8 protein-coding genes are annotated in these 13,796 nt (G+C 36.5%); 5 read left to right on the top strand and 3 right to left on the bottom strand.

Annotation, left to right across the window (positions count from 1 at the left end):
• Positions 1-204: 204 nt before the first annotated feature.
• The 5 genes from MSMAS_RS00845 (at position 205) to MSMAS_RS19675 (ending at position 8,025) form a co-directional block, all read left to right on the top strand.
• On the top strand, positions 205-1,140 hold the full coding sequence (locus MSMAS_RS00845; RefSeq protein ID WP_011033090.1) for a glycosyltransferase family 2 protein: 936 nt from the start codon (positions 205-207) through the stop codon (positions 1,138-1,140).
• Positions 1,141-1,234: 94 nt separating this feature from the next.
• A complete protein-coding gene (locus MSMAS_RS00840) occupies positions 1,235-2,374 on the top strand; it encodes a glycosyltransferase family 4 protein (RefSeq protein ID WP_011033091.1) in 1,140 nt (379 codons plus the stop codon).
• A 133-nt stretch (positions 2,375-2,507) separates the two neighbouring features.
• Positions 2,508-3,689, top strand: coding sequence for a glycosyltransferase family 4 protein (locus MSMAS_RS00835; RefSeq protein WP_048046275.1), 1,182 nt, complete (start codon positions 2,508-2,510; stop codon positions 3,687-3,689).
• Between the two features lie 983 nt (positions 3,690-4,672).
• Positions 4,673-7,906, top strand: a complete 3,234-nt coding sequence (locus tag MSMAS_RS00830) for a disaggregatase related repeat-containing protein (protein ID WP_230633319.1) — start codon at positions 4,673-4,675, stop codon at positions 7,904-7,906.
• The gene (locus tag MSMAS_RS19675; RefSeq protein WP_268765542.1) at positions 7,903-8,025 is read left to right on the top strand and encodes a hypothetical protein; all 123 of its coding nucleotides are present in this window, start codon (positions 7,903-7,905) and stop codon (positions 8,023-8,025) included. Before MSMAS_RS00830 ends, MSMAS_RS19675 begins: the two co-directional genes overlap by 4 nt.
• On the opposite strand, the gene MSMAS_RS00825 is transcribed toward MSMAS_RS19675, so the two are convergent.
• From MSMAS_RS00825 to MSMAS_RS00815, 3 genes are all read right to left on the bottom strand, one after another.
• Positions 8,018-9,625, bottom strand: a complete 1,608-nt coding sequence (locus tag MSMAS_RS00825; RefSeq protein ID WP_048042563.1) for a right-handed parallel beta-helix repeat-containing protein — start codon at positions 9,623-9,625, stop codon at positions 8,018-8,020. The genes MSMAS_RS19675 and MSMAS_RS00825 overlap by 8 nt on opposite strands.
• A 457-nt stretch (positions 9,626-10,082) precedes the next feature.
• Complete coding sequence (locus MSMAS_RS00820; protein WP_015411617.1) at positions 10,083-12,053, bottom strand: hypothetical protein; 1,971 nt, start codon at positions 12,051-12,053, stop codon at positions 10,083-10,085.
• A 380-nt stretch (positions 12,054-12,433) separates the two neighbouring features.
• Positions 12,434-13,330: a glycosyltransferase family 2 protein gene (locus tag MSMAS_RS00815; protein ID WP_011033096.1), complete on the bottom strand. Its 897-nt coding sequence runs from the start codon at positions 13,328-13,330 to the stop codon at positions 12,434-12,436.
• Positions 13,331-13,796 lie beyond the last annotated feature (466 nt).

The following is a 13,796-nucleotide window of genomic DNA, read 5'->3' as shown; positions in this document are numbered from 1 at the left end:
ATTTAATTCTCATGATTAAAAATTCAGGCAAATTATCGAGTAATTTAGAAAAAAACCAATATATTTACAAATGATTAGATCTTCTTGATAGTTTAAGAAATTTCATTGCTAAAATTTTAAACTAGAATTTTTAAATATCTAAAATAATATAGTAAAGAGTGTAATCGGAAATCATCTAAAAAACTGTTTACGGTTGTTTTCTCAATGAAAAAAGATCTTATTAGCGTTGTAATGTCTGCATACAATTCTGAAAAATTTATCTCGGACTCGATTTCGAGTATTTTAGATCAAACCTATGAAAATTGGGAGCTTATAATTATAAATGATGCCTCTTCGGACAATACGCTGAAGATAGTTAATCAATTTTCAGAAAAAGACCCCAGAATTAAAGTAATTGATAATGAAAATAATCTTGGTTTAACAATTTCTCTTAATATTGGGATAAACAATTCTAAAGGGGAGTTTATTGCAAGGCTGGACTCGGATGACTTTGCAGAGCCTTCAAGATTGGAAAAAGAGCTTGATCATTTGCATGCTTATCCAGAAGCGGGGCTGGTAGGATCAGGAGCACATCTGATTAATAGTTCCGGAAATAAAATTGGCTCTATGAATGTAATGTCACAACCATACTTTGTAAATAGATTTCTTATCAATCTTAATCCTTTTATTCATAGTTCTATAATGGTCAGAAAGAAAGCCCTGGATAATGTGGGATCCTATAGAGAAAAATTTCGATACTCACAGGACTATGATCTTATTTTAAGGCTCAGTGATAAATATAAATTATCCAACATCGCACTACCTTTAATTAGATGGAGAGTTTCCGATAGCAGTGTAACTATGCAACACCACACCCTTCAACGAATATATGCAGATATCGCCAGAGAGTTCGCAATTGAAAGAAGAAACTCTGGTCATGATAGTTATGAGTCTACCGAGTTCGATACTTTGATTCATGAAATGAGAATAAGAAATCAGGGCAGGTATCTGTGTGACCATGGTGTTTATGACCTGTTGTTTAATAAGAAATATAAAGAAGGGTGTTCGGAATTAATAAAAGGGATCTCAAAAGGCGGATTTCCATATAATTCGTTTTATAGAGGGATCACGCAAGTAATATCTAAAGTGAATATCCAGTAATCACATTTTGAGAAAAACACTTTCCGAGACAAAAATATGTTATTTTATGGAATTAAAACGATCTTTTTTCACTTAATAATATAGGACAAAAATTATGAAAATCTGCATGTATACTTCTGAGTTCCCGCCTGATATAGGTGGTATAAGCACTTATGTCTATAATTTATCAAAAAAACTTGTAGAAAGAGGACATGAAGTCACAGTCATTACAAGAGGAACCTGGAGAAAAACATATTATGAAAAGATAGAGGGGATTTCTGTTTATAGAGTAAGATTTATCCCGTTTTTTCCATCTCCGTTTAAAATTCACGAAATATATGTTACTAAACTGTTAAAATCATTAAAATTTGACTTTGATTTGATCCATTTGCATGGATATTTTCTGCCAGTTAAGCCAGTATTTAACAGTTCGCTGCCTGTTATATTCACTTCACACGGTAATTCTACAAAAAAGCTTGATTCTATGGAAGTAAAAACTCTGCATTTCTTTATTGTAAAACTATTACGCAAATATTTATTTAAAGTGGAACAGGAAATTGTTCAGAAAAGTGATATATTAACAGCTGTATCAAATTCATCTGCTAATAATTTTAGAATGTACCATTCAATTAAAAGGGAGATAAGTATAGTTCATAACGGAGTAGATACTGATTTCTTTACCCCCCCCGAAAATAGATCAAATTTAAAATCCGTTTTATATACCGGCAGATTTGAAGTGTTTAAAGGTTTATTCGACTTAATCGAATGTTCAAGCATTGTGTGCAAAAAATATCCAGATGTCAAGTTTATTTTAGTGGGTACAGGGACCATACTGGAGAATTTAAAAAAACAGGTAAAAAAACTTGGACTGGAAGATAATGTCATATTCACCGGTTCTTTAAGTAGATCACAGATTATCGAATATTACAAAAATGCAACTATTTTCGTATTGCCTTCCTATAGAGAAGGATTCCCAACAAGTCTAATGGAGGCTATGTCCTGCGGGGTACCTTCGGTTGCGACAGATGTTGAAGGGTGTGACGAGTTAATAGAGGATGGTGAAAATGGTATACTGGTTCCTCCGAAAAATCCTGAAAAACTAGCTGAATCAATAATATATCTGTTAGAAAATGAAGAATTCAGAAATAGAATAGGGATCAATGCCAGAGACCATATTGTGAGAAACTATGACTGGGAAACAATTACAGATGGTTTTGAAAAATTATATTATCGACTGTCCTCCAGGGATGCATGATTTTATCCTTTTTTCGCCAGTAAATCTTCAAAAGCTATTTTCTAACTGACTGTATTTTGAGAATATGCAATAAATGGGAAGTAGTAACAGAAAATAACAAGACATCTATATCTTTAATGGGAGTTACAATTATATGAAATTGTTTATTAGTTATGGAATGCAGCTGGACTTATTTAATGGATCCAACGTCCATACAATTGAGTTGTTAAATAATCTTAAAAAATTGGGAGTCGATGTGCTACTTTTTTCAAGAAGTTCGAAAAATAGAAGCTACAAAAACCCGAATATAATAGAAGTCCCTTCTACTCACTTCCAGTTTTTATTTTCTAATTACCTGAATATATTCACATATCAATTATCTCTCTTTTTGTACCTCATTTATTATACTATCAAATTGAAACCGGATTTGTTTTATGCAAGATTATCCGGGAGTGGCGCTTCTTCTACTATCGTATCGTCGATTCTGGGGATTCCACAAGTTGGAGAAGTAAATGGGATTACAATAGATGAGATGATTATTCAGGGTTCATCAAAATCGAAAATTAAGATCGCACAACTGATAGAGAGCATAAACTTAAAAGGATGCAGCAAACTTATTGCTGTAACCGATGGAGTAAAAAAGGGACTTATGGAGATATATTTCATTCCGGAGTCCAAAATTGTTGTAATAAATAATGGTGCTAACACGGAATTATTTATCCCAATGGATAAAAATAAAGTAAAAAACGAATTAAATTTAGACAGTACACTGCACTACATTTGCTTTGTTGGGAATTTAATTCCCTGGCAGGGTGTTGAATATCTGATAAGGGCAGCCCCTTTAATTTTGAAAGAATTTGCCGACGCCCGCTTCCTGATCGTTGGAGACGGCATTATGAAAAAAGAATGGATGAAGTTGGCAGATGATCTGGGTTTACTGGATAATTTCATTTTTACTGGGAGAATACCTTACGAAAAAGTCCCTGTATACATTAATGCCTCGGATATTTGTGTTGCCCCATTTATAAAAGAAAGAAATTCGAAAATTGGCTTGTCAGCTTTAAAAACATATGAATATCTTGCCTGCGGGAAACCGCTTGTAGCAAGTGCGATTCCTGGCGTAAAAGATTTAATTGAGCTGTCTGGAGGAGGAATTGCTGTGACACCTGAAAATTCGGAAGAACTTGCAGCTGCTGTAATAAAATTACTCCGAGATGAAAATTCCAGAAAATTAATGGGAGAAAAGGGCCGTAAATATATTGTTAAAAATCATAGCTGGAATAGTGTTGCAAAAAAGGTACTGTCTGTTTGCAATGAAGCTAGTAAAAGCCATTAAATCACGAGATATAAATAATATTCTGTCTGCATAATAAACCAGCTTATAAACCAGGTCTTTGATTATTAAGACGATTCGAAACTTGGAATTTGTCTCTTTAATTCCTCTATAATATTGTTAGTTAACTTTTATTTAAGGAATTAATGAAATAAGTCGAAAAATAGAGAAATAAAGAGTGCAAATCGAGTTACGTATATTTCGCTTATGATCATATTCTCAAGAGTTAATAGATAGATTAGACAGATAAAACAACCGAGAGGTCATGAAGACAAAGAACAGATAGGTCATACAGATAAAACTGTGTATAAGAAACTTTTTAAAAAGATCTGAGTTTTACCCTTTTTAGGATCTTTTCATTTAACATTGCTTTTCTGCTATTACACCTGTAACTTCGCCAATTTTCTAATTTATGAATCTTTCTTGATGATTTTAATCAGAACCCCGCTATTATAACTTTTTCATCTAATATCCCCAGTAGTATAACTAAAGAAAGTATTTTTCCCCAAACTGTTAAAATATTTTAAAAACATTGCATATACTTTTTTATAATATAATATCTAATTTACAACGAGAACAATTGAAATTAAATTAGGTAAAACTATGGATAGTTTTTTCGATTGTTTGTAAAAGGGGGGAATTAACTTACAAAGGAGACATTATCTGAAAAAGAAGAATAATATTCCGTTGTCGGTATCTCTCTTTATTTTAATATATTATTCTCTGGATTGAAGATTTTAACCAGAGTATTTATGATTTGTTCATGCTACGGAGTGGATACTAACTATAAAAACTCAATAACCAGGGGAGAAACTGAATAAAAAAATTGAGTTTTTATCAATAGAACACTATCATTTTTCAGATAATGACCCCAGGACGGGCTAATTACCCAGAACAGGAAAAAACTGAATTATGATAATCCAGGTGATAAGTTGAATCAAAAATTTATAATTTCTTTTCTAATAGTTTGTCTTATACTGATCAGTATGCCTACTGCTTTGTGTAAGACTCCGACGGCTCCTATTGTTTACGTTGCGGGAGACGGGAGTGGGGACTTTAACTGTGATGGAAAAGGCGATGAAGTGCAGATAAATCAGGCCCTTAAATTTGTGGCGGAAAACTCTGCTTATACAACCGTTCATCTCAGAGGTCCCTTTACCTATACCATCAACAGTACCATTTACATTCAGGGCAGCAACACTATTCTGGAGGGAGATTCAGATGCTGTTGTCAAACTGGTAAATCATGCAGGATGGGAGACTATGATCCCCTTAATTGGTAGTAAGGGTTCAATAAGCAATGTTACTGTAAGAGGATTTGAAATTAATGCAAACCACAAAGGTAACACCGAATTGTCAAAGGGAAAAGGATATTACAACTGTATTTATTTCGGTAGAGTGAAAAATATAAGTGTTTATGATATGTACATGCACGATGGACATGGCGACGGACTGCGAACATACTACTGTGAGAATATCCAGTTCTATAACAATAAAATCTATTTGCTTGGACACGATGGGCTTTATGCTATTGAATCCGATAATGTGGAGGCCTGGAATAACAGGATTACCTGCCGGATAAACAGTGCACTTAGAGTCTGGAATTCGAACAACGTAAAATTCCATGATAACTTTATTGATTCTTACCCGGATGCAGGCCCGGGAATTCAGGTCCAGAGATCAGCTGATGTTATGAATGTAGAGATCTATGATAACCTGATCACGAATACTTACGGACCGGGAATATGGGTTATCGGAACCGAAGGAGCCTATGATAAAACCTTAACAAGCTGCTACATCCACCACAATATTTTCAATGGCACAGGTACGAACAAAAATATTCAGTGGGTTGGCGGAGTTCTTGGCAGCGGATTCCATAATGTATTGATCGAAAACAACGTCTTTGAGGGAGTACATAACGCTGCAGTTGTAAATATGTACATGACTTACGACAATGCAGGCCCTTCAGGATCAGGATTCACGACAACTATAAGGAATAATATTATTGCCAATACAACTCCCAGATTAACATGGAATGTCAGAGAAGGGCAAGGAACCGGATATGGAATTTTGAACTGCCTCCCCAAATCGCACAATATGGTGGTAGAATACAACTGTGTATATAATAGCGCAGCCGGCGATTATAAGAACGTAAATCACCTGACGGACATCAATGTTGATCCTCTTTTCGTAGACAGTAAAAATGGTGACTATCACCTTAAATCAGAGACGGGACGCTGGACAGGGTCAGCATGGGTAAAAGACAGTGTGAGCTCTCCATGCATTGATGCCGGAAACCCATCTTCTGACTATTCAAAAGAACCTGAAGATAACGGGAACAGGGCCAATATCGGAAGGTACGGAAACACTATCCACGCATCCCTTTCAGGAGTCGGTCCCGAACCAATCCCTGAAGTATATGACAACCGTCTGCGTGAGGCTTCTCCTGATACTGTGTATCAGGATTCAACTTTTATTGACGTGGGGGGGATGAACGATGCCAGATACAGGGATGTTATGTGGTTTGATCTGAGCGTATACGATGAAACTGCAGAAGTAAGTACGGAAGTCACCGGTGCTGCCCTTTCCCTTTACTGGTATTACCCTGCAGGAAATACAAGGCCAGATGATACCATTGTGGAGGTTTACAGGCCTGCATCTTCCTGGAACTCAAGTTATGTAAGCTGGAATAAGAAAGACAAAAATGCTGCATGGAAAAACGCAGGTGGAGACTGGTACGATAAAAACGGAGTATTGCAGGGCAGCACTCCATATGCCACGTTTACCATCCGGGGCAGTACTCTTCCCGATAACAGGTACTATGAGCTGGATGTAACAGAGCTTGTAAAGGAATACGTTACCGGAAAATACGAAAACACAGGCTTCCTCATAAAAACAAGGACTGAAAATAACAATTATATTGCGTTCTACAGCAACGAAGGCGGAATAGAAGCACAGAAACCAAAACTTAACATAACAACTAAAGAAACTCCGGCACCTATTATCATTAACGAAACGATTAATGAGGCAATAGATAACCGTCTACGTGAAGCGTCTCCTGATTCAGTATATCAGGATTCAGCTTTTATTGATGTGGGGGGGATGAACGATGCAAGATACAGGGATGTAATATGGTTTGACCTGGGTGAGTTCAATGACACAACCGAAGTTACCGATTCTACTCTTTCCCTTTACTGGTATTACCCTGCAGGAAATGAAAGACCGGATGATACAGTAATTGAGGTTTACAGGCCTGCTTCTGAATGGAACTCAAGTTATGTAAACTGGAATAAAAAGGACAAAAATGTTGCATGGAAGAATGCAGGCGGAGACTGGCATGATAAAAATGGGGCCACTCAGGGAGACACTCCTTATGCTTCAATTGCCCTTAAAGGAAGCGAACTTCCCGATAACAGGTATTATGAGCTGGACGTGACAGAGCTTGTAAAAGAGTATACCAGTGGGAAATACGAGAATACAGGATTCCTCATAAAAGCCAGGAATGAAAATAATAATTATATTGCGTTCTACAGCAACGAATGCGGAAAAGAAACACAGAAACCCAGCCTTAACATAACAAAGAAGGTATCCTCAGAGAATATACCTGTGGTTCCTGAAATTATTGAAAAAATCACTCTTAACGCAACTCTTACCGGTGCAATAGATAACAGGCTAAGGGAGGCTTCTCCTGACGCTGTTTATCAGGACTCAACTTTTATCGATGTTGGGGGAATGAACAATGCCGTATATAGAGATATAATGTGGTTTGACCTGAATGAGTTTAATAATGCAACTGAAGTCACCAGTGCAAATCTTTCCCTTTACTGGTATTATCCAGCAGAAAATTCAAGGCTAAATGATACTGTGATTGAGGTTTACAGACCTGCTTCTTCCTGGAACTCAAGTTATGTAAGCTGGAATAATAGAGACAAAAACGTTGCATGGAAATATGCAGGAGGAGACTGGTATGATAAAAATGGGGTCTCTCAGGGAGACACTCCTTATGCTTCAATTACCCTTAAAGGAAGCGAACTTCCAGACAATAAATATCATGAGATTGATGTCACAGAACTTGTAAACGAATATGCCAGCGGAAAATACGAGAATACAGGATTTCTCATAAAAGCCAGGAATGAAAATAACAATTATGTTGCATTCTACAGTAACAACTGTGGAAACGAAACACAGGTGCCAAAACTTCAGCTGGAGTATATCAATTGAAGCTTTTAGCAGTTGAGTTCTGGATGTCCTTTAAGGAGGTCCCCGAGATCTGGACTGAAGCGGATTTGATCTCCAGGCACCTGGTTTTCGGAAAGACCTCCTTTACTTATATCAAATAAAAAAGAATATCCTGATCAATGTCCTGAGTATTTTCAGACCTAATGGAGATACCTGAGATACCTTATACCACCACGCCTGATATCCGGGCATTATTCCTGATTTTGATGCTTCCTCAGTGTTTCCGTACCTTCCTATATTAATCCTGCCTCCATTGTCTTCAGGCTCCTGTGAATAATCTGAAGAGGAGTAACCTGCATCAATACATGGAGATATTACACGGTCTTTTACCCATGTTTTTCCGTTCCATCTGCCGCCTGTCGACTTAAGGTGGTAATCATGATTCCTCCTGCTTGCAAAAAGCGGATTCTCATAAACACTGCCTGTTGACGTTGCATTTATAAAGTCTCCACCTTTATTATTGTAAAGACAATTGTTATGGATCACGAAACTATGTGATTCAGGGAGATAGTTAATTACACCATATCCTGTCCCCAGAGAGCTTTTTTTACGTTCAAGTGTGTTCGCTATAATATTATTGCGGACAATGGTTGTATATCCTGTACCTTTAGGAGAAAGGTCGGCAGACTTGCCATCCGGATACATATGGACTACTGCAGCATGGTATACGCCATCAAATACATTGTTTTCAATAAGAGTATCATAAAATCCACTGATTACGATGCCGCCCACCCAGTCTATGCTTGGATTTGTTCCAGTACTGTAAAATATATTGTGATGGATGTGGACGTTTCGAGCCTCCTCTTTAGAGTAAGAAGAGTCGTAACCTATCAGCCATAACCCGGGCCCAAAGGTGTTATGGATAACATTGTTATAAACTTCTATATCATCCATAACAGCTGAGGATTTTTGAATCTGGATTCCAGGTCCTCCTGCGCTCCTATCATAAGTCGAGTCAATAACATTATCATAGAATTTTACGTGATTTGAATTCCAGACTCTGAGACCACTGTTGGTCCTGCAGGTTATTGTATTATTCCAGGCTTTTACATTGTAAGATTCAATAGCATAAAGCCCGTCATGTCCAAGTTGATAGATAGTATTATTATAAAACTGGATATTTTCACCATAGTTAATCCGCAGCCCATCACCATGGCCGTCGTGCATATACATATTGCAAACTGTTATATTTGTCGCGTTGTTAAAATAAATCATATTATAGTAGCCCTGACCTTTGGAATGTCCAGTGTTACCATCATGATTTCCATCAATTTCAAACCCACTGATAGTTACATTGGTTATTTTTGAATCTCCATACTTACCAATCAAAGGTATCATGGGCTTATTGGTCCATCCAGCACGATCAATCAGTTTGACAACAGCATCTGAATCTCCCTCCAGAATAGTGTTGCTGTGGATGTAAATAGTTTCGTCAATAGTATAGGTGAAGGGGCCTTTGAGATAAACAGTGGTATAGTCAGGGTTTTCTGCTACAAATTTAAGGGCATGATTTATCTCTACCTGGTCAGCCTCTCCATCACAGTTGAAGTCTCCACTGCCATCTCCTGCAACATAAACTGTCATATCTGGAGTAAGAGAAATCGAGGCTGTTCCAGTTAAGATTAAAAAAAAGAGAATTACAATGTAAACTCCGACATTTTTTCTATTTTGCCATTTACACGTCCAATTTCTTTTTTTCATTCTTAGTCCCCGTGTTTTGAATAAAATAATTCCCAAAATTGTTTTTGAGAATGACCTTAATCCTTAATTGGGAAGGAAATAATCCAGTAGCCTTTTTTATCCAATCGTTTCGGTCTGAAAAAGGTGTTTAGAGGATGAGACAGAATTATAATTTTCGAAAATCAAGGATGAGATATCTACTCCGGAACATAAAAAATGTCCTGCTACAAAATAATATCACCCATCCAAAGATTGCCTCCATTTCCAGATAAATAGCAAACTATAATTAATAAACACTATCTATCTAACAGTATTCTCAATTTACTGCAGTTCTTCCCCTCCGCATTTTTGACAGCCGTACTCTACTCTTATGAAAGTATGTGAGAAAAATAGCTCACATATTCCCGGAGTAAATATTAAAAAATTTTAACGTATCTGGATATTATCAGATTTATCATACAAGAGAACTGATAGGTGTTTAATTAACTCCATAGCCACCAATGAATATAGATTCTACCGGACTTGAATAAATTTTACTTATTTTTTTCAGATTATTTTCCATTTCCAATTTATTTTCGGTAGTTCCTTTATAAAAATAATTAGCACTTTCCGCATTAGTTCCTCCTTTGCTAAAATATAAACCGGCTCGGAGGAATTCGCTAGTTCTGATCACAATGTAACCTTTATACTGATCGAAATTACTCACATTATCGACTCTATAGCTCCGGTAAATCAAAAGGTCCTTATTCTCTGATGCCCCTGTTGACCCAGGGAATTCAAAGTACCGTGCCGTGTAATAGTCAGAGTAAATATGAGAGCCAGCGGGAATATAGTCTTTAACATGCTCAAATCCTTTCAGTTCCTGAGCTGTAAAGTATGGATGTGCGGACTCGACAACAAGACTTTCAGAATCCGAGATACTGTAGACAGAAGAAATAAACACAAAGGTAGAGAATAATAAGAGAATTATAACTAAAGGATAACTCTTTTTAGAGGGAGATTTTGACAGATAATTCCAGAATACATAAATGCCGTAGCTCATAACAAAAGCCATAAAGGGACTGACAAAAAGCTTGAATCTATCAATCCTGAATAAAACCTGCAGCTGCCAGATAGTATTGAGGGGGTTAGGGATATAAAATACGAGAGTAATCAGGGCGAACAGTCCAAATACCGCAGCATAGTTGTTTCTGTATTTTTTCAGAAGAAAACCAATTCCAATTAAAGCAAAAAACAGAAAAACCGAGTTATCCAGGGATCCTACTAGATTAATCAGATGTTCATTAACACTTTCTGCTCCCTCAAGTGTCAAAATCATTGAGTCATAGAACCGGCTCTGTAGACGTACGGATATACTCCTCTGAAGAAACAGATATGCTACGAAAAACCAGTAGGATACAAATGCAACGCTTAAGAAAACAAAAAAAGGCCTGCTTATATGTTTGCCAACATTAACCAGATATTCACAAACAAGAAGAATGGCCATTAACAAGATAAATTGGGGTAAAGAAACATTGTGCACCAGTATTAAAAAAATAGTGGCAATAACGGAAAGAACTTTTAGAGGAAATTTATCCTCTTTGAAATTGACACTATAAATCAAATACAGTAATACAACAAACATTACAAAAGATATTGTTCGAGTAATCATATATGCACCGTAATAAAGCACAATTGCACTCGAAGAAAACAGTAAGGAAGAAAGCAGAGAAATCTGGCGATTATTAGATACATACTGTGAAAGGTAGTAAACAAAAAAGATAGTTATTGCAAAAATAGGTGCGGCTATTAAAAAGAGAGCTGATTTTACGTCTATGTTCAATAAATTGGAAGCTGAAGCGACCATTATGTGATATAGAGGGAAGAATGCATAATCGGTCAAAGAGGTTGAAATAACATGTCCTGATGCTGCAGTCATTTCAGAGAGTAAAATATGAGGCATAATGTCAGTAGTCCCAAAATAAAGATCGTAATTTAAAGTAACACTATAAGTAAGATTCAGCAGAATTAAAAAAATCTCAACTAGAATAACAGAGGGGTTGGAGTTTTCGGATAATATTTGCAGCAAAACAGAAATGTAAAGCAGCACAATCAGCGCAAAATAATGCCAGGTCCTGGCTCCTGGGAACAATAAAAGTACAGTGACTGAACTGAGGTAGAGAATTCCAAACAAATAGGTTAAGGAATTTTGACTGATGGAAAGAAAAACGCGAATATCATTTAATGCTACATCTCTTTTATAAATAAATAATAAAAAAATACAGGAGATGACTGCAGGGACTCCAGTGAATATCCCTTTAATCACAAAAGCTACTTTTCCAATAGCAAACATCCATAAGAATGCAAATAATACAGCAATAATCACGCATAATGGAAATAAAGAGTAGATAAGTTTCATCCACCTGTTATTAGCAGGTTTTAACTCCTCAATTTCATTCAATAAAGACATAATATCCCTGTTATCCTTAGCTTCATAAAATTCAGATTATATTCACTGACAATCGGTTTAAGTTAAATTGTAGATTTTTTTAAAAATCAAATAATATTCACAAATAGGTTCATTGATTAAGAAGATTTTGCTTTGAAAAAATGCCTCGATAATTTAAAAATATTCGGATTTATTACATTTTACTTACGATTTTATTTTCATATTTTTTCATCAAGATGTATTTATTATAAAAATGTGTTCATTAAGATATTATTAAATAATTATTCAGGGTAGTCGACAATAAGTTTTCTACCCATGAACGTACAGGTTTTCTCTGACATTTTCATTCAGGAATCTTACCACAGGACAGAGAGTATTAAATAATCACTTTTTAACCTTTATCATCTTCGAATCTGTTCATTGATAAATATCATTCTCGAAATCGCATGCAGTATAATTCCTGTAAATATCATGAAAGCGCCTATTATTGTCAGCATCACCATAAGGAGCGTGGGTCCAAAACGCAGATAATCTCCAAGAATGTAGTCCTGGAGGAACTTAAGACCCATAAGGACACCTGTAGACGTCATGATCAAGCCCGGGACAGCAAAGTAGTACAGGGGACGCCTGTATTCCATATCTTTTAAAAGCTGGAACAGGACACGGGGACCGTGTATGAACGGATGTTCACTTGAGCAGTCTTCAAGGTCATACCTGCAGTGGATCTCCACTTCAGTAAATTTAAGTTTATGGTCTCTTGCCTGAATAAGAATCTCAGAACCTGCAGACATGTCAGTCCCATTCAGGTTGATATTCTCAATAGCTTTTTTGCCATAGGCGCGGAAACCACTCTGAGAATCTGTAACATGAAGACCGCCTGCAATATAAGTTGCCACATCAAGAACTTTCATGCCGAATTTACGGTAAATAGGAACGTTTTTTCCGTTACCGTTGACGAAACGTGAGCCAATAACAAGGTCGAAACCATCTCTTAAAGGCTCAAGAAGTTTGGGGATTTCAGAAGGATCGTGCTGACCGTCGGAATCGATGATAACCATGGAGCTGGCACCAAGATTGCGGGCAGCTTCAAAACAGTGGCGGAGGGCTGCACCATAACCCTGGTTAACTTCGTGGCGGACGACATAAGCGCCAAGGGACTCAGCGATATCAACAGTGTTGTCAGTACTTCCATCATCCACAACCACAACCCGGTCCACGTATTTTTTACAGCCCTGAATAACATCGGCAATAGAATGGGATTCATTATACGCAGGCATGGCTGCAATAGTAATGGTCATGTATAATCAACTACCTCTTCATCAAAAGATACAAATGTCTGTATAAACCGCTGTTCTGCAGAGAAAGTGACCAGAATTCCAAATACAGTAAATAAATTTTTCAGGGTCGTCGCTCCACAAATTTTATAGGGTTTCTAAGGATTAACTACAATTAAGGGTGTAGAAACATCATTGGGGGATTTTTATGCTCCGTTTAGCGAAAGCAAAGATGTTTTACAGCCAGGTCATAGTTCCTATTAAGACGTGTATTTGTTTTAATATATGAGCTATATAAGCATTTAGGCACAAAAAATAGTTCAGCAGTCTAGCCGATGACGAAAAAGAAATAAAATCGGATTAAGAGATTTATTAGCCAGAAAAGCCTTTAAAAACCTCCTAAAGGAATCTTGATCAGGAGAAAATAGATATAAAAAATTATACAGATACATTGTTAACAGCGTTTTTTGTGATAAAGTATACATAATTA

The sequence above is a fragment of the Methanosarcina mazei S-6 genome (assembly GCF_000970205.1).
Classification (GTDB): domain Archaea; phylum Halobacteriota; class Methanosarcinia; order Methanosarcinales; family Methanosarcinaceae; genus Methanosarcina; species Methanosarcina mazei.
Note: the sequence above shows the minus strand (reverse complement) of the source record. Positions and strands in the feature narration are given on the sequence as shown.